This is a genomic window from Micrococcus sp. iso_26, from assembly GCF_056172975.1.
Map to the genome: position 1 here is coordinate 749,824 of NZ_CM149652.1, position 24,893 is coordinate 774,716.

The 24,893-nt window shown below is 73.3% G+C and carries 21 protein-coding genes and 1 other RNA gene; 12 read left to right on the forward strand and 10 right to left on the reverse strand.

Annotated features, from left to right (window positions below; genetic code table 11):
- The first annotated feature begins 61 nt into the window (after nt 1-61).
- Nucleotides 62-577, forward strand: a complete 516-nt coding sequence (gene smpB / locus AC0VX0_RS03480; protein ID WP_044659238.1) for an SsrA-binding protein SmpB — start codon at nt 62-64, stop codon at nt 575-577.
- Nucleotides 578-712: 135 nt separating this feature from the next.
- Nucleotides 713-1,084, forward strand: a transfer-messenger RNA (tmRNA) gene (ssrA, locus tag AC0VX0_RS03485).
- Between the two features lie 79 nt (nt 1,085-1,163).
- Here the strand turns inward: ssrA and AC0VX0_RS03490 are convergent.
- The 5 genes from AC0VX0_RS03490 to aroA are packed head-to-tail and all read right to left on the reverse strand — an operon-like array spanning nt 1,164 to nt 5,569.
- Nucleotides 1,164-1,610 carry a CrcB family protein gene (locus AC0VX0_RS03490; RefSeq protein WP_041104299.1) on the reverse strand — a complete coding sequence of 149 codons (447 nt, stop codon included), beginning with the start codon at nt 1,608-1,610 and terminating at the stop codon, nt 1,164-1,166.
- Nucleotides 1,607-2,170, reverse strand: coding sequence for a FluC/FEX family fluoride channel (locus tag AC0VX0_RS03495; RefSeq protein WP_336633743.1), 564 nt, complete (start codon nt 2,168-2,170; stop codon nt 1,607-1,609). The genes AC0VX0_RS03490 and AC0VX0_RS03495 overlap by 4 nt, the downstream gene beginning before the upstream one ends.
- The gene (gene hisN / locus AC0VX0_RS03500; RefSeq protein WP_036337745.1) at nt 2,170-3,009 is read right to left on the reverse strand and encodes a histidinol-phosphatase; all 840 of its coding nucleotides are present in this window, start codon (nt 3,007-3,009) and stop codon (nt 2,170-2,172) included. The genes AC0VX0_RS03495 and hisN overlap by 1 nt, the downstream gene beginning before the upstream one ends.
- Before the next feature lie 29 nt (nt 3,010-3,038).
- Nucleotides 3,039-4,139, reverse strand: coding sequence for a ribosome small subunit-dependent GTPase A (gene rsgA / locus AC0VX0_RS03505; RefSeq protein WP_044659234.1), 1,101 nt, complete (start codon nt 4,137-4,139; stop codon nt 3,039-3,041).
- The gene (gene aroA, locus AC0VX0_RS03510; protein ID WP_101965580.1) at nt 4,139-5,569 is read right to left on the reverse strand and encodes a 3-phosphoshikimate 1-carboxyvinyltransferase; all 1,431 of its coding nucleotides are present in this window, start codon (nt 5,567-5,569) and stop codon (nt 4,139-4,141) included. Before aroA ends, rsgA begins: the two co-directional genes overlap by 1 nt.
- Before the next feature lie 200 nt (nt 5,570-5,769).
- Between aroA and AC0VX0_RS03515 the strand changes: the two genes are divergently transcribed.
- Nucleotides 5,770-6,486: a sigma-70 family RNA polymerase sigma factor gene (locus tag AC0VX0_RS03515; RefSeq protein WP_101965614.1), complete on the forward strand. Its 717-nt coding sequence runs from the start codon at nt 5,770-5,772 to the stop codon at nt 6,484-6,486.
- Nucleotides 6,483-6,761: a mycothiol system anti-sigma-R factor gene (rsrA, locus tag AC0VX0_RS03520; protein ID WP_073115764.1), complete on the forward strand. Its 279-nt coding sequence runs from the start codon at nt 6,483-6,485 to the stop codon at nt 6,759-6,761. The genes AC0VX0_RS03515 and rsrA overlap by 4 nt, the downstream gene beginning before the upstream one ends.
- A 136-nt stretch (nt 6,762-6,897) precedes the next feature.
- On the opposite strand, the gene AC0VX0_RS03525 is transcribed toward rsrA, so the two are convergent.
- From AC0VX0_RS03525 to AC0VX0_RS03535, 3 genes are all read right to left on the reverse strand, one after another.
- On the reverse strand, nt 6,898-6,972 hold the full coding sequence (locus AC0VX0_RS03525; protein WP_370426847.1) for a 50S ribosomal protein bL37: 75 nt from the start codon (nt 6,970-6,972) through the stop codon (nt 6,898-6,900).
- 44 nt (nt 6,973-7,016) lie between these two features.
- Nucleotides 7,017-7,622, reverse strand: coding sequence for a GDSL-type esterase/lipase family protein (locus AC0VX0_RS03530; protein WP_041104309.1), 606 nt, complete (start codon nt 7,620-7,622; stop codon nt 7,017-7,019).
- Between the two features lie 76 nt (nt 7,623-7,698).
- Nucleotides 7,699-11,454: a multifunctional oxoglutarate decarboxylase/oxoglutarate dehydrogenase thiamine pyrophosphate-binding subunit/dihydrolipoyllysine-residue succinyltransferase subunit gene (locus AC0VX0_RS03535; RefSeq protein WP_101965579.1), complete on the reverse strand. Its 3,756-nt coding sequence runs from the start codon at nt 11,452-11,454 to the stop codon at nt 7,699-7,701.
- 199 nt (nt 11,455-11,653) lie between these two features.
- Between AC0VX0_RS03535 and guaB1 the strand changes: the two genes are divergently transcribed.
- The 6 genes from guaB1 to AC0VX0_RS03565 all read left to right on the forward strand — a co-directional run bounded on the left by guaB1 (nt 11,654) and on the right by AC0VX0_RS03565 (nt 18,491).
- Nucleotides 11,654-13,135 (forward strand): GMP reductase, encoded by a 1,482-nt coding sequence (guaB1, locus tag AC0VX0_RS03540; protein ID WP_101965578.1) that lies wholly within the window; start codon nt 11,654-11,656, stop codon nt 13,133-13,135.
- Between the two features lie 184 nt (nt 13,136-13,319).
- Nucleotides 13,320-14,636: a hemolysin family protein gene (locus AC0VX0_RS03545; protein WP_101965577.1), complete on the forward strand. Its 1,317-nt coding sequence runs from the start codon at nt 13,320-13,322 to the stop codon at nt 14,634-14,636.
- Nucleotides 14,633-15,691 (forward strand): hemolysin family protein, encoded by a 1,059-nt coding sequence (locus AC0VX0_RS03550; RefSeq protein ID WP_041104317.1) that lies wholly within the window; start codon nt 14,633-14,635, stop codon nt 15,689-15,691. Before AC0VX0_RS03545 ends, AC0VX0_RS03550 begins: the two co-directional genes overlap by 4 nt.
- A gap of 75 nt (nt 15,692-15,766) precedes the next feature.
- Nucleotides 15,767-16,774: a metal ABC transporter substrate-binding protein gene (locus AC0VX0_RS03555; protein ID WP_041104319.1), complete on the forward strand. Its 1,008-nt coding sequence runs from the start codon at nt 15,767-15,769 to the stop codon at nt 16,772-16,774.
- 2 nt (nt 16,775-16,776) lie between these two features.
- Nucleotides 16,777-17,676 carry a metal ABC transporter permease gene (locus AC0VX0_RS03560; RefSeq protein ID WP_044659229.1) on the forward strand — a complete coding sequence of 300 codons (900 nt, stop codon included), beginning with the start codon at nt 16,777-16,779 and terminating at the stop codon, nt 17,674-17,676.
- The gene (locus AC0VX0_RS03565) at nt 17,673-18,491 is read left to right on the forward strand and encodes a metal ABC transporter ATP-binding protein (protein WP_044659228.1); all 819 of its coding nucleotides are present in this window, start codon (nt 17,673-17,675) and stop codon (nt 18,489-18,491) included. The genes AC0VX0_RS03560 and AC0VX0_RS03565 overlap by 4 nt, the downstream gene beginning before the upstream one ends.
- Before the next feature lie 19 nt (nt 18,492-18,510).
- On the opposite strand, the gene AC0VX0_RS03570 is transcribed toward AC0VX0_RS03565, so the two are convergent.
- Nucleotides 18,511-18,957, reverse strand: coding sequence for a Fur family transcriptional regulator (locus tag AC0VX0_RS03570; protein ID WP_036337773.1), 447 nt, complete (start codon nt 18,955-18,957; stop codon nt 18,511-18,513).
- A gap of 111 nt (nt 18,958-19,068) precedes the next feature.
- On the opposite strand from AC0VX0_RS03570, the gene AC0VX0_RS03575 reads away from it, so the two are divergent.
- Both AC0VX0_RS03575 and AC0VX0_RS03580 read left to right on the forward strand, forming a co-directional pair.
- On the forward strand, nt 19,069-20,196 hold the full coding sequence (locus AC0VX0_RS03575; RefSeq protein ID WP_044659227.1) for a sulfurtransferase: 1,128 nt from the start codon (nt 19,069-19,071) through the stop codon (nt 20,194-20,196).
- Between the two features lie 44 nt (nt 20,197-20,240).
- Nucleotides 20,241-20,669 carry an HIT family protein gene (locus AC0VX0_RS03580; protein WP_044659226.1) on the forward strand — a complete coding sequence of 143 codons (429 nt, stop codon included), beginning with the start codon at nt 20,241-20,243 and terminating at the stop codon, nt 20,667-20,669.
- 24 nt (nt 20,670-20,693) lie between these two features.
- Here AC0VX0_RS03580 and hrpA read toward each other — a convergent pair whose 3' ends face one another.
- A complete protein-coding gene (gene hrpA / locus AC0VX0_RS03585; RefSeq protein WP_377636160.1) occupies nt 20,694-24,797 on the reverse strand; it encodes an ATP-dependent RNA helicase HrpA in 4,104 nt (1,367 codons plus the stop codon).
- Between the last annotated feature and the right edge of the window lie 96 nt (nt 24,798-24,893).

Genomic DNA, 24,893 nt, shown 5'->3' on the forward strand with positions numbered 1-24,893 from the left:
GGACGGCCGCGCCCTGATCGGGGCGCGGCCGTCGCCGTGGACGCTGGAAGGACGTGAGGCCATGGGCAAGAACAGCAAGGGCAAGGCCGCCAAGCAGCCGGCCCCCGGCGAGCGCCAGGTGATCGCCAACAACAAGAAGGCGCGCCACGACTACACCATCCTCGACACGTACGAGGCCGGCATGGTGCTCACCGGCACCGAGGTGAAGTCGCTGCGCGAGGGCAAGGCCTCGCTCGTGGACGGCTTCGCGGTCTTCTACCGGGACGAGCTGTGGCTCGAGCAGGTCTACATCCCGGAGTACCTCAACGGCTCGTGGACCAACCACGCCGCCCGCCGCCGCCGCAAGCTGCTGCTGCACCGCGCCGAGCTGACGAAGATCTCCCGCCAGATCCAGGATCCGGGCCTGACCATCGTGCCGCTGTCCCTGTACTTCCTGAACGGGCGCGTGAAGGTGGAGATCGGCGTCGCGCGCGGCAACCGCGAATACGACAAGCGGCACAAGCTGCGCGAGCAGCAGGACAACCGCGAGGCCCAGCGGGCCATGCGGATGCGCAACCGGCGCGCCGGCGTGGCCTGAGCGCGGTGGACCCCTTGGGAATGCCTCGGGGGCGTGCTACGTTGTATCTCTCGCAGGGCCGGTTTCAGGACCGGCGGGCCTCGCGCCCTCCGCCTGCAGTGGTGATTGACAACCTCATAGAGGAGTCGCCCCCATGGGGCCGATCGGTTTCGACGGTGTGTGTCGCGTCGGGAGAAGCGGGCCGAGGATGCAGAGTCATCTCGTCAAACGCTCTCTGCAAACCAATAAGTGCCGAATCCAAGCGCACTGACTTCGCTCTCGCTGCCTGATCAGTGATCGAGTCCGTCACCCCGAGGTCGCTGTCGCCTCGGATCGTGGCGTCAGCTAGATAGCCACTGGGCGTCACCCTCGCCGGGGGTCGTGACGCCGACATCAATCCGGCTGGGTCCGGGTTGGCCGCCCGTCTGCGGGACGGCCAGGACCGAGCAACACCCACAGCAGACTGCGCCCGGAGAAGACCTGGCAACACCTCATCGGACGCGGGTTCAATTCCCGCCGGCTCCACTCACCACCACGGGAAGGCCCCGGAATCACCCCGATTCCGGGGCCTTCGTCGTGTCCATGCCGGTGTGCGGCGGCCCGCCCCTCAGCCGGCCAGGACGGCGTGCAGGCCCAGGCCGGCGCCCCAGCCGACGACGACGGCCACCAGCCCCAGCCCCAGATGCGCGGTCCACAGGCGGGCGGCTGTGCCCCATCGACGGGCGAGCGCGGCGTCAGCCGCCTCAGCGGCCACGGTGGACCACGTCCCCAGGGCGAGGCAGAACCCGGACACCACGGCGGACACCGCCGCGACGAGCACGAGCCCCTGCCCGTCGCCCCAGCTCTCGGAGGCGTACACCAGCTCCGGCACGGCCAGGCCGACGGTGACGCCGAGGAGCAGGGCCGCCGTCGTGTTGGCGGTGAGCAGACCCCGGGGGCCGAGCCGGTCGGTCAGGCGCCGGCGCACCAGGGCGCCGAGCGCCCCGCCCGCCGCGAGGCAGGCCAGGAGGGCCACCTGGAGGAGAGCGAAGACCTCGTATCCCGCGCCGCTCATGCGTCCTCCGCCGAACGATCCGTCCCGACCGCGCGCGACCCCGGGGCGCCACCGGCGCGCAGGCCGAGCACGGCCGCCGCCGTCGAGAGTGCAGCCATCAGCGCGAGCACCAGCAGCACCGCTACCGCCGCGGCGAGGACGCCACCCGCCCCGGACGCCGCGGCGCCCAGCCGCACCGGCCACAGCACCAGGGCGACGGCGCTGGAGATGGTGGTGAACGCACCGAGGAAGCCGGTTCCCAGCCCCGCCACCAGGCGTGGACGCCAGTCCGGCCCGCGGCGTCGCGAGGCCGCCCACAGCAGGCCGAGCAGGAACGAGCCGAGCACGTTCACCACGAACAGCGGCAGGGCCTGGACCAGCACGTCGACCGCCCCGAACGCGGCGCCGAACGTGCCGCGGAAGTTGGGCGCCCCGGCCAGCGCGGTCACCGCGTTCATCACCCCCGCACCGCACAGCACGCCCGCGGCACCGCCGAGGGCCACCGCACCCGCAGTGCCGGGCCGGCGATCTGTCCCGCGCCCGCCCCTCCGGTCGGCCGTCGGCTCCCCCCGCGCGGCCATCAGGCGCCGTCCTCGGCCTCGTCACCCGCGCGCAGGCGGGCGAGGACGTCGTCGTGGAGCAGGCCGTTCGTGGCCAGCGCATGCCCGCCGAACGGGCCGTCCTCGCCGTCCAGCGAGGTGAAGCGGCCGCCGGCCTCGCGCACGATCGGCACCAGGGCGGCCATGTCATGCAGCTCGAGCTCGGGCTCGGCCGCGATGTCCACGGCGCCCTCGGCGACGAGCATGTAGGACCAGAAGTCGCCGAAGCCGCGCACGCGCCACACGTCCGAGGTGAGCTGCAGGAACGCGCGGATCGAGCCGCGTTCGCGCCAGCCCTCGATCGAGGAGAAGGACAGCGACGCGTCCTCGACCCGGTCCACGCCGGACACGGTGATCCGCTGAGCACGCGTGAGCGAGGTGCCCGCGAAGGCGCCCTGGCCGGCCGCGGCCCACCAGCGACGGTGCAGGGCGGGGGCGGAGACGACGCCGACGACGGGCTCGCCGTCGATCAGCAGCGCGATGAGGGTGGCCCACACGGGCACGCCGCGCACGAAGTTCTTGGTGCCGTCGATGGGGTCGACCACCCACTGCCGGCCGGAGCGGCTCAGAGATCCGCCGAACTCCTCACCCACGATGCCGTCGCGCGCCCGGGCACGGGACAGGGTCGAGCGGATGGACTCCTCGGCGGCGCGGTCCGCATCCGTGACAGGGGTGAGATCCGGCTTGGTGCTGACCTCGAGGTCCTGGGCCTTGAACCGGGACATCGTGATCGAGTCCACGTTGTCCGCCAGCATGTGGGCCAGCCGCAGGTCCTCCGTGAGGTCGCGGCCGCGGGTCGCAGGGTTCTCAGGTCGCTCCATGCCGCCCACGCTATACCGCGCGGGCCGCCTCAGTCCTCGGACGACGCCGCGTCCTCCGCCCCCGAGGGGGCCAGCCGGTTGCCGAGCAGACGCCGCAGCGAGGCCAGGCGTGCCGCTCCCGAGGGGCCGGCGTGGCCCGCGGCCACCCATGCGTCCAGGCCGCAGCCGGGGGAGTCGGCGGTGTGGGTGCAGCCGCGCGGGCAGTCCGCCAGCCCGCCGGCGAGGTCGTCGAACGCCTCCACCACGCGGTCCGGCTCGACCCAGCCCAGCCCGAAGGACCGGATGCCGGGGGTGTCCACCACCCAGGTGTCCGGCAGGGGGGCGCCGTCGTCGCCCGTCAGCGGCAGTGCGAGCGCGGACGAGGAGGTGTGCCGGCCCCGGCCGGTGACGGCGTTGACGTGGCCGGTGGCCCGTTCCGCGCCGGTGAGCGCGTTCAGCAGCGTGGACTTGCCGACGCCGGAGGGCCCCACGAACGCGCTCGTGTGCCCGATCAGCCGCTCGGCCACCCGGGCCACGAGCGAGGCGTCCAGGGCGGTGTCCCCGGTCTCGGCCTCGAAGGTCGCCGCACCGGAGGTCATCACCTCCAGGTCCAGGGCCTCGTAGTGCGCCACCAGCGCGGCCGGATCACGCAGGTCGGTCTTCGTGATGAGCAGCACCGGGTGGATGCCGGCGTCGTAGCAGGCGACCAGGGCGCGGTCGATGAAGCCGGTCCGGGGCTCCGGATTGGCCGCGGCCACCATGATCACCAGCAGGTCGGCGTTGGCCACCACCACCCGCTCGACCTCGTCCGAGTCGTCCGCCGACCGGCGCAGGACCGTGCTGCGCTCCTCGACACGGACGATGCGTGCGAGCGTGCCCTCGTCCCCGGAGAGGTCCCCGACGACGGCCACCCGGTCGCCCGTGGCGATCGGCGTGCGGCGCAGCTCGCGGGCGCGCATCGCCGTGATCCGCTCGTCCAGGCGATCCGGCAGCACCACGGCGTACCGGCCGCGGTCCACCGTGGTGACCATGCCGACCTGCGCATCCTCGTGCTTGGGCCGCTCCTTGGTGCGCGGGCGGGTGCCGCGTTTGGACGGGCGCACCCGGACATCGGACTCGTCCCACGCGGAGGGATCGAGGCGCCGGGCCATCAGCGGGCCTCCTCGGCCGCATCGCCGGGTGCCACGAGCGCGGTCCACAGTGCGGGGAAGTCCGGCATCGTCTTCGCGGTGGTCGCCACGTCCACGATGCCGGTCCCCGGCACGCGCAGGCCGACGACGGCGGCGAAGGTCGCCATCCGGTGGTCGTGGTAGGTCTCGAGGGCGGCGGGCGACAGCGGCCCCGACGCGTCCGTCCCCGGGAAGCCGAGCGACGTCTCGTCCTCGTCCACGGTGATCCCCAGGCGGGCGGCCTCGGCGGTGAGCGCGGCGAGCCGGTCCGTCTCATGGCCCCGCAGATGGCCGATCCCCGTCAGGCGGGTGGGCCCGGAGGCCAGCAGGGCGAGCGCGGCCGCGGTGGGGGCGAGCTCGGCCGTGTCCGCGATCTCACCGGCGCCGGTGATGCGGGGCGCGCCGTCGTCGTGGACCGCCCCCGTCACCGTGAGCCGGCCGCGGGAGCGGTCCGTGCGGTCGACCGTGAGGGCCACGCTCGCCCCGAACTGCGGCAGGATCCGCCGCCAGCGGTCGCCGATCTGCGTCGTGCGGGTGGGCCAGTCCGGCACCGTCACGGAGCCGCCCGTGGCCACGGCGGCGGCCAGGAAGGGGCCTGCGTTGGACAGGTCCGGCTCGACGGTCGCCTCGTGTGCCGGGATGCGCCCCGGGGCCACGGTCCACGCCCCGGGACCCGTCTCGGCGACGTCCACCTCGAGCGCGCGCAGCACCCCGACGGTCATCGCGACGTGCTCCGGACTCGGCACGGTCTGCCCGGTGTGCCGCAGCCGGAGGCCGCGCGGCATCCCCGCGGCCGCCAGCAGCGCGGCGGACAGGAACTGGGAGGAGCCGGAGGCGTCGACCGCGACCTCCGGCACGTCGCCGTCGGGGGCCACCGTGGCCGCGTCCGCGCGGGTCGTCATCGTGAAGGGCAGGCGACCGGGCTCACCCTCCTCGACGACGGCCACCCCGAGTTGGCGCAGCGCGTCCAGGACCGGGGCCATCGGGCGCAGGCGCGCGCCGGCGTCGCCGTCGAAGCGGACCCGACTGGGCCGCAGCGCGGCGACGAACGGGACGAAGCGCATGACCGTCCCCGCCAGTCCGCAGTCCACGGCGACATCCCCGGCCAGCGGCTCGCCGAGCGGCATCGGGTGCACGCGCAGGCCGCCGTCGGACAGGGCCTCGAACCGGGCCCCGAGCGCTGTGAGCGCCGTGCGCATCAGCGCCGTGTCCCGCGACTCGAGGACGCCGTGCAGGACGCACGGGCCGTCGGCGAGGGCGGCGAGCACGAGGTGCCGGTTCGTCAGCGACTTCGATCCCGGCAGCCGCACCTCTCCGCGCACCGGGCCGTGCGCCACGGGCGCGGGCCAGGTCTCGGCGGCGTCGGGACGGGGGGCGGGGGAGTGCGCGGCGGCACGCGTGGGGCGGGTCACCGGGCCAGCCTATCCGGCGTCTGTCGGCCGGGGTCGGCCTGTCTCGGGGGAATACCTGGAACGCTCCTGGCGCTCCACTGGACGACCCCGTACCCGTGTCGGCGCACCGGTCCCGCTCGCCGAGGACCGCAGCCGGAGAGGAGCCCCGCATGAGCGCCGCCCTGCTGACGCATCCCTCCCGGACCGTAGACTGGCCCGCGATGAGCACTGACAACAGCCGGCCGGAATTCTCCCGGCCCGAGGACGCCCCCGAGCACGACCGCGCCGACATCGACGTCGCCGCCGAGTCCGAGCAGCAGCGCCGTGCCCGGTTCGAGCGTGACGCCCTCGAGTTCGTGGACCAGTTGTACTCCGCTGCGCTGCGCATGACGCGCAACCCGCAGGACGCCGAGGACCTGGTCCAGGAGGCGTACACGAAGGCCTACTCCTCGTTCCACCAGTACCGGCCCGGCACCAACCTCAAGGCCTGGCTCTACCGGATCCTCACGAACACGTACATCAACCTGTACCGCAAGCGGCAGCGCCAGCCCCTCGAGGCGGACAACCCTGAGGTGGAGGACTGGCAGATGGCCCGGGCCGCCGAGCACACCTCCGGTGGCCTGCGCTCGGCCGAGACGGAGGCCCTCGACCGGCTGCCCGACTCCCAGGTGAAGGACGCCCTGCAGGCGATCCCGGAGGAGTTCCGGCTCGCCGTGTACTTCGCGGACGTGGAGGGCTTCGCCTACAAGGAGATCGCCGAGATCCTCGACGTGCCGATCGGCACCGTCATGTCGCGGCTGCACCGCGGCCGCAAGCAGCTGCGCGAGCGCCTCGCGGACTACGCGGCCGCGCGCGGCATCAAGGCCCAGCCGAAGAAGAAGACCGGGCGCGGCGGCACGAAGCAGACCGAGACGAGCACGAAGGAGGCCACGCGATGACCGCGGACCAGCACGGCCATGAGTGCCGCGACGCCCAGGACGCCTCCCTGGAGCGGCTGTACCAGTACCTGGACGGTGCCCTGACGCCCGAGGACATCGAGCAGGTGCGCGCCCACGTGGCGGAGTGTCCGGACTGCCGGCACCAGAAGGAGCTCGAAGAGCTCATCCGCTCGGCGGTGCGTCGGAGCTGCCAGGAGAAGGCGCCCGCGCAGCTGCGGGCCACCATCATGACCCGCATCACCCAGATCTCGACGACGACCGTCACCTGGGGCTGACACCGCGACACGCGGACCCGTGGGCACCCGATCGGGCGCCCCGACGATGACGAAGGGCCGTCCCCTGAGGGGACGGCCCTTCGTGGTCTGCGGTCGCCGGGTGGCACCCGGCCGGTCCGCGACGCCGATCAGCGGATCAGGCGTTGGGACGCTTGCCGTGGTTGGCGCCGTTCTTGCGGCGGTCGCGACGCTTGCGTGCACGCTTGCTCATGACGTCTCCCTTCAACGAGTCGGTCGATGGTTCATTCTGTCACATCAGGCCGTGGGCTCAGGCAGACCGAGCCACTGGTACCAGCCCCGGTGCAGCACGAGCCACGCGATGAGCCCGTGGCCCGCCTGGCCCGGCCGGCCCTGGCCGGAGGCGAGGTCCGCGCGCCACTGCTCGTGTCCCACCAGCGGGGTGAACGTGTCCACATACACGTGGTTGCGCCGGTCGGCCACATCCAGGTAGGCGGCGTTGAGCTCGGCGAGCCGCGCGTTGCGCTGCTCGTCCAGGGTGGGCGTGGGGCCCACCACGAGCACCGGGATGTTCCGCTGCGAGGCGGTGTCCAGGACGTTGGCCAGGTTCAGCCGCGAGCGGGCGGTCGAGGTGGCCTCCAGGTCCAGGTCCGCGTCGGACAGGGCCACGACGAGGCGGTTCTCCGTCTCCTCGGAGAAGCGCCGCGAGGCCTCGCCCCACCAGCGCTCGTTGAGGTCCTCGGTGGTCTCGTGCGGCACGGCCAGCACGTAGTTCTCCAGCTCCACGTCGGGGGCCTGGGTGCGGGCGAGCACGCGGCCCCACCAGCCGATGGCGCGGGCGTCGCCCGCACCGGCCAGCAGCTGGTCGCCGACGGCGGCGATCCGGATCCGGCGGTTGTGCACAGTGTGTCCTTTCGTCGGCCGATCCGCCGCCGCCGCCGCACCGGAGGGTGCGGCGGCGGCGCAGGATCGGTCCGGGTCAGCGGCCGAAGGCGGCGTCCAGCAGCGTGCTGAGCTCCTGGTCGTGGCGGCCCTTGGTGCCCGCGGAGGTCGCGGCCGAGGCCGGGCGGGACACGAGGGTCACGGGGCCGTCGAGCTGCGGCACGAGGTTCAGCGCCATGAACGGCCACGGGCCCTGGTTCGCGGGCTCGTCCTGCACCCACGCGACGTCGGCGTTCGGGTAGGCGCGGAGCGCCTTGCGGATCTCATCGAGGGGCAGCGGGTAGAGCTGCTCCACCCGCACGATCGCGGTGGACGTGTCACCGGACTTCTCGCGGCGGGCGAGCAGGTCGTAGTACAGCCGGCCGGAGACCAGCAGCACGCGCGTGACGTCCTTGGCGTCCACCCCGGCATCCGGGATGACCGGCTGGAAGCGGCCCTCGGTGAAGTCCTCCACCGAGTTCGCGGCGGCCTTGAGGCGCAGCAGCTGCTTCGGGGTGAACACGACGAGGGGCCGACGCGGGCGGGCGTAGGCCTGCTCGCGCAGCAGGTGGAAGTGGTTCGCGCCCGTGGAGGGGTTGACCACGCGCATGTTGTCCTCGGCGCACATCTGCAGGAACCGCTCGATGCGGGCGGAGGAGTGGTCCGGCCCCTGCCCCTCGTAGCCGTGGGGGAGGAGCAGGACCACGGACGAGGTCTGCGACCACTTCTGATCGGCCGAGGAGATGAACTCGTCGATGATCGTCTGCGCGCCGTTCACGAAGTCGCCGAACTGGGCCTCCCACAGCACGAGGGCGTCGGAGCGCTCCACGGAGTAGCCGTACTCGAAGCCGAGGGCGGCGTACTCGGACAGCAGCGAGTTGTAGACCCAGAACTTCGCCTGGTCCTCGGAGAGGTGCTTCAGCGGCGCCCACGTCTCGTCGGTGATCCGGTCGTGGAACACCGAGTGACGCTGCGTGAAGGTGCCGCGCTGGGAGTCCTGCCCCGCCAGGCGGACCGGCACGCCCTCCATCAGCAGCGAGCCGAAGGCCGCCAGCTCGGCGAAGCCCCAGTCGATGCCGCCGTCGACGGCCATCTTGGCGCGGCGCTCGAGCAGGGCCGCGAGCTTGGGGTGGACCGTGAAGCCCTCGGGCACGTCGATGTGCGCCTGCCCGATGGCCCGCAGCGTCTCGGCCGAGATGGCCGTGGACGCCGGCGCCTCCGGGGCCGCGTCCCGGTCCTCGGCCGGGCGGAGGCCCTCTCCGCCGGAGGCGGGCGCGTCCTCGTGGGTCTCCGCGAAGACCCGCTCCAGCTGCTGCTGGTAGTCCTTCAGGGCGCTGTCCGCCTCCTCCTGCGTGATGTCGCCGCGGCCCACGAGGGACTCGACGTACAGCTTGCGGGTGGAGCGCTTCTGCTCGATGAGGTTGTACATGCGCGGCTGCGTCATCGACGGGTCGTCGCCCTCGTTGTGGCCGCGGCGGCGGTAGCAGACGAGGTCGATGACGACGTCCTTGTTGAACCGCTGGCGGTACTCGAAGGCGAGCTGGGCCACGTGCACCACGGACTCCGGCTCGTCGCCGTTGACGTGGAAGATCGGGGCCTGGATGGTCTTGGCCACGTCGGTGGAGTACACCGCGGAGCGCGCCTGGGTCGGCGGCGTGGTGAAGCCCACCTGGTTGTTCACGATCACGTGGATCGTGCCGCCGGTGCGGTAGCCGGGCAGCTGCGAGAGCTGCAGCACCTCCGTCACGACGCCCTGGCCGGCGAAGGCCGCGTCGCCGTGCACCAGGATCGGCAGCACGGAGAAGGAGTCCGGGCGCTGGCCGCCCAGATCGAGGCGGTCCTGCTTGGCGCGCACGACGCCCTCGAGGACCGGATCCACGGCCTCCAGGTGCGAGGGGTTGGCGGCGAGGTACACGCGGGTGCTGTTGCCGGCGTCGGACACGAAGGTGCCCTCGGTGCCCATGTGGTACTTCACGTCGCCCGAGCCCGAGGCGCCGCCCGGGGTGGCCCCCTCGAACTCGCGGAAGACCTGGCTGTAGGTCTTGCCGGCGATGTTCGTCAGCACGTTCAGGCGACCGCGGTGCGCCATGCCGATGGCGACCTCGTCCAGACCGGCGTCGGCGGCGTCTCCGAGGATGCCGTCCAGCAGCGGGATGAGGGACTCGCCGCCCTCGAGGGAGAAGCGCTTCTGGCCGATGTACTTGGTCTGCAGGAACGTCTCGAACGCCTCCGCGGCGTTGAGGCGGCCCAGGATGCGCAGCTGCTCCTCGCGGGTGGGCTTGGCGTACGGCTGCTCGAGCTTCTCCTGGAACCAGGCGCGCTCGGCCGGGTCCTGGATGTGCATGTACTCGACGCCGATGGTGCGGCAGTACGCGTCACGCAGCACGCCGAGGATCTTGCGCAGGGTCAGGCTGCTCGCCCCGCCGAAGCCGCCGGTGGGCCACTGACGGTCCAGGTCCCACAGGGTGAGCCCGTGCTCGCGGATGTCGAGGTCCGGGTGGTAGGCCATCGAGTACTCGAGCGGGTCCACGTTGGCCAGCAGGTGGCCGCGGTCCCGGTACGCGTGGATGAGCTGCTGGATGCGGGCGACCTTGCCGATCTGCTCCTCCGGGTTCACCTGCACGTCCTGGGCCCAGCGGACGGGCTCGTAGGGGATGCGCAGGGAGTGGAAGACCTCGTCGTAGAAGCCGTCCTCGCCCAGCAGGAGGCCGTGCACGATCTTCAGGAACTCGCCCGAGCCGGCACCCTGGATCACGCGGTGGTCGTACGTGGAGGTGAGGGTGATCGTCTTGGAGATCGCCAGGTCGTGCAGCGTGGACTCGGCGGCGCCCTGGAAGGCGGCCGGATAGGTCAGCGCGCCGACGCCGATGATGGCGGCCTGGCCCTGGGACAGGCGGGGCACCGAGTGCACGGTGCCGATGCCGCCCGGGTTGGTCAGGGAGACCGTGGTGCCGGCGTAGTCGTCCATCGTCAGCTTGTTCTTGCGGGCGCGCTGGACGAGGTCGTCGTACGCCTTCCAGAAGCCGCGGAAGTCGAGGGTCTCGGCGGCCTTCACGTTCGGGACCACGAGCGCGCGGGTGCCGTCCGGGCGGGGCAGGTCGATGGCCAGGCCGAAGTTCACGTGGGCCGGCTCCACCATGGTGGGCTTGCCGTCGCGCTCCTCGTAGGTCACGTTCATCGAGGGCATGGCCGCGAGCGCGCGGACCACGGCGTAGCCGATGAGGTGGGTGAAGGAGACCTTGCCGCCGCGGGTGCGGGCCAGGTGGCTGTTGATGACCACGCGGTTGTCGATCAGCACCTTGGCCGGCAGGTCGCGCACGGTGGTGGCGGTGGGCATGGACAGGGAGGCGTCCATGTTCGTGGCCACGGCCTTGGCCATGCCCTTGAGGACGGTGGCCTTCTCCTGCTTCTCGTCCGCGGTGGTGGTGGCGGTGTCGGCGGGCTCGGAGGGCACGGCCTGGGCCGCCGGGGTCTTCTTGGCCTTGGGGCCGGTGCTGACCGAGGTCTCCTTGGGCTGCGCACCGCGGGCCGGGGCGGTCGCCGCCTTCGGCTCGGTCACCTTGGCGGTGGCCTTCGGCTCGGCCCGGGCGGCGGCCTTCGGCTCGGCCTCGGCGGCGGCCTTCGGCTCGGCCTTGGCGGCGGCCTTCGGCTCGGCCTCGGCGGCGGGGGCGCTGGCCTCGAGACGGGCGAAGATCTGTGCCCACTGCCGGTCCACGGAACCGGAGTCCTCGCGGTACTTCCGGTAGATCTCGGCCACCAGCCGTTCGTTCCCCGGGAACTCCTGTGCGAGCCGGTCCGACGTGAGTTCTGGCACTGTGTAACGCCTCTTCCTGAGCCTTGGGATGCGATGTGCTGCGCCGGGCCACCCGCGCGGCGCGCGTGGGGCCGGGAACGCCTCGAGACATCATAGTTCTTCGACGCCCCCGGTCGGAATGCCGCGGCCTCGTCTCGACTCCGCTCCCGGCGGACGCGCGGGGCCCCTCGGCGTCCGCCTCGTCTGGGAGACTGACGCCATGCGCTTCCTCACCGACCCGGCCGTCGACCTGACGTACAACGACGTCTTCCTCGTGCCCTCGCACTCGGACGTCGCCAGTCGCATGGACGTGGACATCGCCCCGGATGACGGCACGGGCGCCACCATCCCCCTGGTCTCCGCCAACATGACCGCCGTCACCGGGCGCCGGATGGTCGAGACCATGGCCCGGCGCGGCGGTCTCGGGATCCTGCCGCAGGACATCCCGGCGGACGTGATCCGGGACGTCGTGCGTCGGGTGAAGGTGGCCCACCCCGTGGCGGACACCGCCCTGACCGTCGGGCCGCAGGACACGGTGCTGGACCTGCTCCACCTCGTGGACCGCCGCAACCACGGGGCCGTCTGCGTGGTGGACGCCCACGGCGGGCTGCTCGGCGTGGTCCGCCCCCAGGACTGCGAGGGCGTGGACCGCTTCGCCTCGGCCGCCTCCGTCATGCACCCTCCGGCGGTGACCCTCACGCTCGCCGAGCTCGGCGGCACGGACGGGGCCCCGAGCAAGGAGGCGCTGCAGGCGGCCTTCGAGCGCCTCCACGCCGCGCGCCAGGAGATGGCCCCCGTCGTGGACCCGGCGGTGGGGACCGCCGCCCCCGTGCTGCGCGGGGTCGTCACCGCGGCGGGCCTGCTGCGCTCGTCCCTGTTCACGCCCGGTCTCGACGACGACGGACGGCTCCGCGTCGGCGCCGCCGTCGGCATCAACGGGGCGGTGGGGGAGAAGGCCGCCGTCCTGGTCGAGGCCGGCGTCGACGTGCTCGTCGTGGACACGGCGCACGGTCATCAGCGGACCATGCTGGACGCGCTCGCTGCGGTGCGGGCCCTCGACCCCGGCGTGCCCGTGGTGGCCGGCAACGTCGTCTCCGGCGACGGCGTCCGGGACCTGGTCGCGGCCGGCGCGGACATCGTGAAGGTGGGCGTGGGCCCGGGCGCGATGTGCACCACGCGCATGCAGACCGCGGTGGGCCGGCCGCAGTTCTCGGCGGTCCTGGAGTGCGCCGCCGCGGCCCGCGAGCTCGGGGCACGCGTGTGGGCGGACGGCGGGGTGAAGCACCCGCGGGACGTGGCGCTCGCGCTGGCCGCCGGAGCCAGCTCGGTGATGATCGGCTCGTGGTTCGCGGGGACGCTCGAGTCTCCGGGCGACCTCGTGCACGGTCCGGACGGTCGGCGGTACAAGGAGAGCTTCGGCATGGCCTCGGCCCGCGCGGTCCAGCACCGCACCCGCCACGAGGACGCCTTCACCAAGGCCCGCAAGGCGATGTTCGAGGAGGGCATCTCCTCCTCGCGCATGTACGTGGACCCGCGCCGCCCCTCGGTGGAGGACCTGCTGGACACCATCACGTCCGGTGTGCGCTCGTCGCTGACCTACGCCGGCGCCCACGACCTGGCGGAGTTCCGTGAGCGCGCCGTCGTCGGCCTGCAGTCCGCGGCGGGCTACGAGGAGGGCCGGCCGGTCGCCTCGTCGTGGTGAGGCGGCCGCATGCCCCTGCTCGTTCCGCCGGGGCCTGACGCCCCTATACTGGGCGGACTATGGATCACCCTGACACCTGTGTGCCAGACCGCTCGTCCGCCCACGCGGACGCGGCCGGATCGGAGCCTTCCAGTCCCGGTGCCCCGCACCGCCGCCCGGCCCGCCGTCGAGGGGGTGAGGTCGGGTGGAGTGGCTCCTGCTGATCCTCGGCCTGGTCCTGATCGTGGGCACCGGGTTCTTCGTGGCCGTCGAGTTCGCCATGATCGCGATCGACGTGCCGACCGTGCAGCGGATGGTGGACGCGGGTGACCGCGGCGCCGAGCCCCTGCTGCGCTGTCTCAAGTCACTCTCGACCCAGCTCTCCGCGTGCCAGCTGGGCATCACCCTGACCACACTGCTCACCGGATACGTGATGGACCCGGCGATCAGCCGGCTCATCGACCCGCTGCTGCTCCAGGTGGGGCTGCCGGCCGGCGTGGTGGGCACCGTCTCGCTCGTCGTCGCGATGGTCGTGGCGACCCTGCTCTCGATGCTCCTCGGCGAGCTGATCCCCAAGAACCTGTCCATCGCCGAGCCCATGGCGATCGGCCGCGCACTCGCCCGGCCCCAGCTCGTGTTCAGCACGGTGTTCAAGCCGGCGATCCTGGTCCTGAACGGGTTCTCCAACGGCGTGCTGGCCCGCGTGGGCATCGAGGCCAAGGAGGAGATCTCCGGCGCCCGCAGCCCCGAGGAGCTCTCCTCGCTGGTCCGCCGCTCGGCCCAGCTGGGCACGCTCGACGCGCAGACCGCCACGTTCCTGGACCGGACGCTGCGCTTCGCGGACCGCACCGCCGCGGACGTGATGACCCCGCGCATCCGCGTGGAGACGGTGAGGGAGGACCAGGCTCTGCCCGAGGTCCTGGACCTGGCCCGCAGCACCGGCTACTCGCGGTTCCCCGTGATCGGCGACTCCTCGGACGACATCCGCGGCGTGGTGCACGTGAAGAAGGTCGTGGCCGTGCCGCGGGAGCGCCGCGCCGACCTCGAGGCCGGTGCACTGATGACGGAGGTCATCCGCGTGCCGGAGACCGTGCACCTGGACCAGCTGCTGGCCGAGCTGCGCGACGCGAACCTGCAGATGGCCGTCGTCGTGGACGAGTACGGGGGCACCGCAGGGGTGGTCACGCTCGAGGACGTGGTGGAGGAGATCGTCGGCGAGGTCGCGGACGAGCACGACCGCGTCACCCCGGGGGTCCTCCAGACGGCCTCCGGCCGCTGGTACTTCCCGGCGGAGCTGCGGCCCGACGAGGTGCGGACCCAGATCCCGGCCCTCGTGGTGCCGGAGGACGGGGCCTACGAGACCGTCGGCGGGTACATCCTGGCCCGACTGGGGCGCCTGGCGGAGGTCGGGGACGTGGTGGACGTGGACGGCGGCACCCTGACGGTCGAGCGGATGGACGGCCGCCGCATCGAGCGCGTGCGCTTCGACCCGGCCGCTGAGGACGAGGAGACGCGCGCATGAACGGGGACGTCGTCGGACTGCTGTGGCTGGTGGTCCTGTTGGCCGCCAACGCCTTCTTCGTGGCGGGCGAGTTCGCCGTCATGGGCGCCCGCCGGGCGCAGATCGAGCCGCGGGCCGAGGCCGGCTCCCGCCAGGCCCAGGTGGCGCTCTACGCGATGGAGCACGTCTCCCAGATGCTGGCCGTCTGCCAGCTCGGCATCACGGTGTGCTCCCTGCTCATCCTCAACGTGTCCGAGCCGGCGCTGCACCACCTGCTCGTCGTCCCGATGGCCGCCCTCGGGGTCCCGTCCGCGGCGGCGGACGTGACCGCCTTCGTGCTCGCGCTGCTGGTGGTCACCTTCCTGCACGTGACCCTGGGCGAGATGGTGCCCAAGAACGCCGCCGTCTCGTTCGCGGACCGCGCCGTGATGCTGCTGGCCCAGCCGCTCGTGTGGCTCTCGAAGCTGCTGCATCCCGTCGTGGCCGCGCTGAACTGGACGGCCAACCTCGTGCTGCACGCCCTGCGCATCGAGCCGAAGGACGAGGTGGCCTCCTCCTACACGCTCGAGGAGGTGCAGTCGATCGTGGCCGAGTCCACCCGCTCGGGCACCCTGGAGGACGAGTCCGGCGTGCTGCACTCGGCCCTCGAGTTCTCGGACCACCGGGCCGGGGACGTGATGGTGCCGCTCGAGCGGGTCGTCACCGTCCCCGAGGGGATCACGCCGCACGACTTCGAGTGGACCGTGGGCCGCGTGGGCTTCTCCCGGTTCGTGGTCGAGGACCCCGACGGCGGCTACACCGGCTACCTGCACCTGAAGGACGTCCTCACCGTGGGCCCGTCGGGACACGACGAGCCGATCCCGCTCACGCGCGTGCGCTCGCTGGCCAACGTGCGGCTCGAGGACGAGGTCGAGGACGCACTCGCGCTCATGCAGCGCACGGGCTCCCACCTCGCCCGGGTCATCACGCCCGAGGGCGAGACCGCGGGCATCCTCTTCCTCGAGGACGTGCTCGAGGAGCTCGTCGGGGAGATCAACGACGTGACGCAGTCGCCACGTCGGTTCCGGCCCGCGTGAGCGTCGCGCGGGCGGCGCGGTGCTACTGTTGAGAACCGATTTCACACATCCTCCCGACACGAACGAGGTCGCCCCATGCTCCGCCGCCGTCGTCTGCCCGCCCTGACCGGGGCCCTCACCGCGCTCACCCTGAGCCTCGCCGCGTGCGGCGGGACCAGCGGCGACTCCGCGGGCGAGCAGGCCGCGGGCGCCTCTGCTGCCGCCGGGTCCGGCTCGGCCGCGGGCGCGCCCGTGGCCGTCGCCACGACGACGCAGCTCGGCTCCGTGCTCGACCGCGTGGTCGCGTGCGCCGACGCCCGCAGCGTCACGGTGATGGGCCCGGGGGATGATCCGCACGACTTCTCCGCCTCGTCCGCGCAGGTGAAGGACATGGTCTCCTCCGGCCTCGTGTTCTCCAACGGCCTCGGCCTCGAGGGCGGCATGGAGTCCGCCCTCGCCAACGCCGAGGCGGACGGCGCGACCGTCGTCGAGGTGGCGCCCCAGCTGGATCCGCTGCCCTTCGGCGGCCATGACCACGCCGAGGAGGGGGCGGGCCACGAGGGCCATGACCACGGGTCCGAGGACCCGCACGTCTGGATGGACGTCGCCCGCATGGCGAGGGCCGCCGAGCTGATGGGCGACACGCTCGCCCAGGAGCGGGGTGACGAGAGGTTCGCCGAGTGCGGCGCGACCGTGCGCGGGGAGCTCGAGCAGACGGACACGCAGGTCCGGGAGATCCTCGCCGGGGTCCCGGAGGACCGCCGCACGCTGGTCACGGACCACGACGCCTACGGCTACTTCAGCGAGGCCTACGACTTCACCGTGTCCGGCGTCGTCGTCCCGGGCGGCTCCACCGACGGCGAGCCCTCCTCCCAGGAGATCGCCGAGCTCGCCCGGTCCATCCGCGACGGCGGCGCAGACGCCGTGATCACGTCCGTGGGCGCGCGCAACAGCCTCGTGGACACCGTGGCCGAGGAGGCCGGCGACCTGCCGGTCATCGAGGTCTACGAGGGCGGCGTCGGCCCGAAGGACACCCCGGAGGCGGACTACGCCGAGGCCATGCTCCTCAACGCCCGCACCCTCGCCGACGCGCTGGAGGGCTGAGGATGGACTGGCTGCTCGAGTCCTTCCAGATGGGATTCCAGCAGCGCGCCCTCGTCGGCGGACTCATCGCCGTGGTGATGTGCTCGGTCGTGGGCACGTGGCTGGTGCTGCGCGGGATGAGCTTCTTCGGGGACGCGTTCGTGCACGGTGTCCTGCCGGGCATCGCCCTGGCGGTCGTCACCGGTGGCAGCCCCCACCTCGGTGCGGCGGTGGCCGCCGTCGTCATGATGGCGGGCATCTCGCTGGTGCACCGGGCCACCACCCTCAAGGAGGACACCGCCATCGGCCTGCTCTTCGTGGGGATGATGGCCCTGGGCGTGGTGATCATCTCCAAGTCGGACTCCTACACGGGATCGCTCACGTCGATCCTGTTCGGCGATGTGCTGGGGGTCAGCGTGGACGGCATCGTGACCCAGGCGGTCATCGCCGTCGTGGTGATCGCCCTGGCCCTGCTGCTCTACCGGCCCCTGCTGGCACTGAGCTTCTCCGAGGTCAAGGCGCGCTCGCTGGGCATGCGACCGGGGCTGACGCACACGCTGCTGCTGGTGATGATCGGCGCGGCCGTGATCGGTTCGTTCCAGGCGGTGGGCACGGTGCTCGTGTTCGGCCTCCTCGTGGGACCGCCCGCGACGGCGGCGCTGCTGACGCGCAGCGTCCCCCAGATGATGCTCGTCTCCGTCGTGATCGGCGCGGCGTGCGTCGTCACCGGGCTCACCCTCAGCTACCGGCTGGGCACGGCGGGTTCGGCCACCATGGCGCTCATGCCGATCCTGCTGTTCTTCGTCGTGCTCGCCGTCCGCGCCGCCGTGCTGGCGCTCCTGGGCCGGCACGTGCGCTCGCGCGCGCAGCGTGAGCAGGAGACGCCGGTCGTGGCCCTGCCCGGAGCGGAGGTCGCCCGATGAACGCGTCCTTCCCCGCGGGCGCCGCGGCGGCCACGCCTCCCCTCGCGGTCGCCCGGGCGCTCGAACTGCGCCACGGCTCGCACGTGGCCGTCCGGCCCTCCGACTTCACCCTGCCGGCCCGGCGGCTGATCGCGGTGATCGGGCCCAACGGCTCCGGCAAGTCCACGCTGCTGACCGCCCTGGCGGGCCTGAGCGACCCGGCCTCCGGTGCGCTGGAGGTGCTCGGCGAGAACCCGCGGCGGCGCTCGCAGCGCACCTCCTTCGTGATGCAGTCCATCGGCGTGCCCCAGGGAGTGCCGGTGACGGTGCGCGACGTCGTCGGGATGGGCCGGTACCCCACGCTCGGGTGGTTCCGCCCGTTCCGGAAGCAGGACCGGGACATCGTGCGGGCCGCCATGGAGCGCATGCAGGTCGCGGACCTGGCGCGGCGGCACCTCGACCAGCTCTCCGGCGGCCAGCGCCAGCGCGCCTACGTGGCCCAGGGCCTCGCCCAGGACCACGACGTGCTGCTGCTCGACGAGCCGATGACGGGCCTCGACATCGTCTCCGCCCGCACGATCGACGACCTCCTCCACGAGGAGCCGACGCGCGGGGTGTCCGTGGTCTACACGACCCACGATCTCGACGAGGCTGCGGAGGCGGACCATGTGGTCCTGATGGGCGGGCGTGTCGTGGCCTCCGGCCCGCCGCGGAACGTGCTCACGGTCGAGAACCTGGACATCGCCTACGGCCGGGGCGCCCTGCACGGGCCCTCCAAGGCAGTCGAGGACCCGGCGGACTTCCTGGACGACCCCGCGGGCGGCATCCGCCACTGACCGGGGCCCGGCCCCGGGGTCAGGCCGCGCGGGTGCGCCCCTCGGCCCGGCAGCGGGCACAGACGCCGGTGATCTCCACCGTGTGGTCCGCGTCCGTGAAGCCGTGCTCCGCGGCGACGGCGGTGGCCCACGCCTCGACGTGGGGGGCGGTGACCTCGACGGTGGTCCAGCAGATCCGGCACACCAGGTGGTGATGGTGGCCCTCGTCCTCGCACCGGCGGTACACGGTCTCGCCGTCGTCGCGGCGGAGCATGTCCACGAGGCCGTCGTCGAGCTGCTGCTGCAGGGTCCGGTACACGGTGGCCAGCGAGACGCGTTCGCCCTGGTCCTGGAGGCGGGCATGGAGCTCCTGCGCGCTCACGAAGTCCGGGATGCGGTCCAGGGCTCGGTCGACGGCGGCCTTCTGCCGGGTCGCCCGGGGACGGGCGGCCCGGGGGCTGGGCTGGGGGGCGCTCACGGTGCTCACGACTCCTTCTGCGGCGGCTGCCGCCTCCTCCGCGCGGTCCGGAACAGGTCCGCGCGGGCCATCCTCCAGGTTATCAGCGGCGCCGAATGGGGCGTGGAGTAGGGTGTCCGGGTGCACAGCGAGAGCCCGGACCCATCCCCTGTCCCGGACCGCGACGGCGCCGCCCCCGATCGACCCGACCCGCTGATCGTCGTCGACGAGGGGCAGGGCCGCGTGGTCCCGGCGCCCACGGCGGCCCCGTCCTCGTCCCATGACGCCGGCGGCGACCCGGACGCGGACATCGACGGCGTCGACCCTGAGGCCGCCGAGCCGCCCACCCTGGTGACGGTGGACGTGCTGGCCGGCTGGCTCGGCCTGGCCCCCGTCGAGGACCTGCCGCCGGTGCCCGGGGGCCCGGCCTACGCCCAGCCGGGCCGATGCCGCCCGAACCGGGTGATCCTGCTCGACGTCCGGTTCCGGGCCACGGGGGGCGGGCCGGACCACGCCGCCTATCTCCAGGGCCATCTGCCCGGCGCCGTCTACGTCTCCCTGCCCAGCCAGCTCGCCGGCCACGCCGGTCCGGCGGCGGGGCGCCACCCCCTGCCGGACGCGCGCCAGTTCGCGGAGACCGTGCGGATGTGGGGGATCGACGAGGGGGACACCATCGTGGTCTACGACGACGACCACGGCCTGTCCGCCGCGCGCGCCTGGTGGCTGCTGCGCCACGCGGGGCTGCGGGACTCCGTGCTCCTGGACGGCGGCCTCGAGGCGTGGCGCGCCGCGGGCCTGCCCCTGCAGCCCGGTGAGGTCATCCCGGTGCCCGGCACCGCCCGGCCGTCGTGGGGCCGCATGCCCGTCGTGGACACGGCCGGCGCCGAGGCGATGGCCTCCGGCGGTCTGCTCCTCGACGCGCGGGCGGCCGAACGCTACCGCGGGGAGGTCGAGCCCTTCGACCCCGTGGCCGGGCACATCCCCGGGGCGCGGAACGTGCCCACGGCGGAGAGCATCGCCGAGGACGGCCGCCTGCGGCCCGCCGCAGAGCTGGCGGAGCGGTTCGACGCCGTCGGCGTGGACGACGCCACTCCCGTGGCCGTGTACTGCGGCTCGGGCATCACCGCGGCGCACGCCGTGCTCACCCTGGCCGTCGCGGGGCGACCCGGAGTGGCGCTCTACCCGGGTTCGTGGTCAGCATGGGTCCAGGACCCGTCCAACGCCGTCGCGGTCGGCCCCGAGCCCTACGGCGCGTCCGGCCGGGACTGACGAGCCCCGGGGCCCCGCCCCGCCGACCCCCAGGAGGACCCCCCATGGCCACCGTCTTCAGCAGGATCATCGCCGGCGAGCTGCCCGCCCGCTTCGTGTGGCAGGACCCGACGTGCGTCGCGTTCCTGTCCGCCGCGCCGCTCCAGCCGGGGCACACGCTCGTGGTGCCCCGTGAGGAGGTGGACGAATGGGTGGAGGTCGACCCGGCGCTGGTCACGCACCTGACGACGGTCGCCCAGCAGATCGGCAAGGCGCAGGTGGCGGCGTTCTCCGCCCGCCGGGCCGGGCTCATGATCGCCGGCTATGAGATCCCGCACCTGCACGTGCATGTGTGGCCCTCCACCTCGCTCGCCGACTTCGACCTGGCTCGCGTGGACAACGCCCCCGATCCGGCGGACCTGGACGACGCCGCCGCCCGCCTCCGCGCGGCCCTGCGGGACCTGGGCCACGGCGAGGTCGTCCCGCAGGACTGACGGCCCGCGCCGCCCGGGCCCGACTCAGGCGCGCGTGGCCCGGGCGAGCGCCTGACGCACCCGCTTCTCGGAGACCGAGACCGCCGTGCCCAGCTCCTGGGCGAAGAACGAGACGCGCAGCTCCTCGATGAGCCAGCGCACCCGCTCCAGCTCCGCGGGCACGGGCGTGCCCGCGAACCGGGCGCGGTGGGCCGCGACGGCGGCGTCGAACTCGTCCTCGAGCCCCTGCACCACCGCCATGTGCTGCCCGTCGCGCTGCAGGTGGCCGCCGGCGTCCAACCGGTCCAGGCGCGTCAGCATGCCCTGCAGGTAGCGCGGCAGGTGCTGCAGCCGCTCCCAGCCCGTGGTGGCCACGAAGCCGGGGAACACGAGCTGCTCGAGGTGTGCCTTCACGTCCGACAGCGCCGGCGCGAGGGCGAGCGAGACCGAGCCCTTGAGCCGGCGTCGCACCTGCGCGGCCCGGGAGAGCACCTGCTCCACCAGGGACGTGACGGCGAAGACCGTGTCGATCAGGTCGGCCCGCACCCGGTCGAACAGGGCGCGGAACGCGGCCTCGTCGAACGGCAGCTCGTCCCCGACGAGACGGTCGACGGCGGCCTGCGTGCAGTCCGCGACGAGGGAGTCCACCGAGCCGTGCGGATTCTGGGTGAAGGTGAGCTTCTCCCTGTTGTCCAGGTGGTCCAGCACGTAGCGCTGGGGGCTGGGCAGGGTGGCCAGCAGCAGCCGGATCACCCCGGCCCGGTGCCAGGCCGCCTGGTCCTCCGCGGACCGGGCCACGGTCAGGCCGGCCGCGGGGCCGCCGTCGGGCGTGGTCTCGGGCACCAGGCTCGGGTAGCCCGTGATGGCGGGGCCGCGCGCCCCGGCCGCGGTGGAGACGGTCTTCGGCACCGTGCCGATGCTCCATGAGGTCAGCCCGTGCCGCTCCTCGAAGGCCGGCGTCGCGCCGGACCGCCCGGGGCCCTCCGGGCGACGGCGTCCCTCGGCCCCGGCCCGCCCGTCGGCCTGGGCCCGGCCGCCGCGGCCCGTGCCGCGCGGCCCCGGCCGGGCCGAGGCGGGGTCGTCGGTGCCGGCGAGCCGGGCGGCGATCGCGGAGCGGTTGGCCTGCGCGAGCCGGGCCTGCAGCGCGGGCAGGTCCTGGCCGGCGCCCATCACGGCGCCGCGGGCGTCCACGACGCGGTAGTCCATCCGCAGGTGCAGGGGCACCGCGTCCGGGGCCCACAGTCCGGGCTCCACCACCACGCCGCGCACCCGGCGCACGGCCGCGGACAGCGCGTCCGGCAGCTCGTCCCGCAGCGGGTCGGCGTGGGCCTCGAGGTCCGCGACGAGCTGCTGGGCCACGTCCGGGGCGGGCACGAGGTTCTTGCGCACGGCCTTGGGCAACGCCTTGATGAGGGCGGTGACGAGCTCGACCCGCAGGCCGGGGACCAGCCACGCGAAGGGGCCGGGGGAGACCTGGTTGAGCAGCAGGATCGGCACGGCCACGGTCACGCCGTCGGTGCCGGCCGCGCCGGTCGGGTCGTACGTGTACTCGAGGTCGAGCTCCACGTCGCCGCCGGGCATCGGATACGTGAACGTGGTGGGGAACGCGTCGGTGTCCAGGTCCTCGGCGTCGGCGGTGAGCAGGGCGGCGACGTCGAGGTCCAGCAGGTCCGGCTGATCCTGGCGCGCCTTCTTCCACCACGCGTCGAAGTGCCGCTCGGAGACGACGTTTCCCGGGATCCGCGCGTCGTAGAAGGCGAACAGGTCCTCGTCCCCGATCCGCAGGTCGCGGCGGCGCAGGCGCGTCTCGAGGGCGTCGACCTCCTCGAGCGCGGCGCGGTTGCGGGCGAAGAACCGGTGGCGCGTGCGCCAGTCGCCCTCCACGAGGGCGTGCCGGATGAACAGCTCGCGGGAGAGCTCCGGGTCGATGCGGCCGTACCGGACCGAGCGGTCCGGGATCAGGGTGACGCCGAACAGCGTCACCTTCTCGCGCGCGACGACGGAGCCCGCCCGCCGCGACCAGTGCGGCTCGTTGTAGGCCCGCTTGACGAGGTGGCCGGCGACCTCCTCGGCCCACTCCGGCTCGATCCGGGCCACCGTGCGCGCCCACAGCCGTGAGGTCTCCACGAGCTCGGCGGCCATGACGAACGGGTGGCGCTTCTTGAACAGGGCGGAGCCGGGGAACACGGCGAAGCGGGTGCCGCGGGCGCCCGCGTACTCGCGACGGCGCTCGTCGTAGGCGCCGATCTGCGAGAGCAGGCCGGTGAGCAGGGACTTGTGCACGGCCTCGTGCCGGCCGACCGGGTCCACGGGTCCGGACTCGACGGTGAGGCCCACGTCCTTGGCGAGCTGGCGCAGCTGGCGCACCAGGTCCTGCCACTCCTGCACGCGCAGCCAGTTGATGTGCTCACGGCGGCACAGCTTCCGGAACTGGGAGCCGGAGAGCTCCTTCTGCCGCTCGTGCAGGTAGGCCCAGAGGTTCAGGATCGCGGAGAAGTCCGAGTTCTCGTCCGCGAACCGGCGGTGCAGCTCGTCCGCGGCCTCGCGCTGCTCCGTGGGGCGCTCGCGGGGGTCCTGGATGGTCAGGGCCGCGGCGATCACCATGACCTCCCGGACGCAGCCGCGTTCACCGGCCTCGAGGATCATGCGGCCCAGCCGCGGGTCAACGGGCAGACGGGCCAGGCGGCGTCCGACCCGGGTGATGGTGCCGGCGCGGGCGCCGCCGGCCTCGAGCGCGCCGAGCTCGGTGAGCGTGGTGGCGCCGTCGGTGACCTGTCGGCCGTCCGGGGGCTGGACGAAGGGGAACTCCTTGACGTCGCCCGGGGTGCGGGCCACACCGAGGGACAGCATCTGCAGGATCACCGAGGCCAGGGAGGTGCGCAGGATCTCCGGGTCCGTGAACTCGGGGCGGGAGAGGTAGTCCTCCTCCGAGTACAGGCGGATCGCGATGCCGTCCGAGGTGCGGCCGGACCGGCCCGCGCGCTGGTTCGCGCTGGCCTGGGAGACACGCTCGATCGGCAGGCGCTGCACCTTGGTGCGGTGCGAGTACCGCGAGATGCGCGCGGTGCCCGTGTCGATCACGTACTTGATGCCCGGCACGGTCAGGGAGGTCTCGGCGACGTTCGTGGCCAGCACGATCCGCCGGCGCACCCCGGCCCCGGCGCGGCCGAACACGCGGTGCTGCTCCGCCATGGACAGGCGGCCGAACAGCGGCAGGATCTCCGTGCCGGCCAGGCGCGTGGTGCCGGCGACGACGCCGGTCAGGTGGTCCGCGGCCTCGCGGATCTCCCGCTCGCCCGGCAGGAACACGAGGATGTCACCCGGCGGCTCGGCGGCCAGCTCGAGGACGGCGTCGCCGATCGCGTCGAGGGGGTCGCGGGTCTCGGCGGCGTCGTCCGCATCGTCCTCGGGGTCGTCGGGGGAGGGCTCGTCGGTCAGCGGCCGGTAGCGGATCTCGACGGGGTAGGTGCGCCCCGAGACCTCGATGATCGGCGCCGGGACCACGCGGCCGCCGTCGTCGGCCTCCACCGCGTCCGCATGGTCCTCGCCCGCGGCCAGCGGCCGGCCGAAGTGCCGGGCGAAGCGCTCCGGGTCGATGGTGGCCGAGGTGATGATCACCTTCAGGTCCGGGCGCTGGGGCAGCAGGTTGCGCAGGTAGCCCAGGAGGAAGTCGATGTTGAGGCTGCGCTCGTGGGCCTCGTCCACGATGATCACGGAGTAGCGGCGCAGCTGCGGGTCGTGGGGGATCTCGGCCAGCAGGATGCCGTCCGTCATGACCTTGACCCGGGTGGCCTTCGAGGTCTGCGTCGTGAAGCGGACCTGGTAGCCGACCGTCTGCCCGATCTCCTCGCCCAGCTCCTGCGCGATGCGCTCGGCCACCGAGCGGGCGGCGATGCGCCGGGGCTGGGTGTGGCCGATCGAGCCGGCCTCCCCGAGCCCGAGGGCCAGGCACATCTTCGGCAGCTGCGTGGTCTTGCCCGAGCCGGTCTCGCCCGCGACGATCACCACCTGGTGGTCGCGGATCGCGGCCATGATCTCCTCACGGCGCTCCGCCACCGGCAGGTGTTCGGGGAACGTGATCGCGACGGCGTCGTGGGGCGTCGCCGACGGCTGCGCGGCGGGCGTGGAGGGCGGGGGAGTCTGCGTCATGACGGCCTCCATCCTAGGCGCGCGGGGGCCCGGGCCGACCCGGACGGGGCGAATCCGGGACGGACCTGGGACTGGGGCTGAGAGTCCGGATGTGAT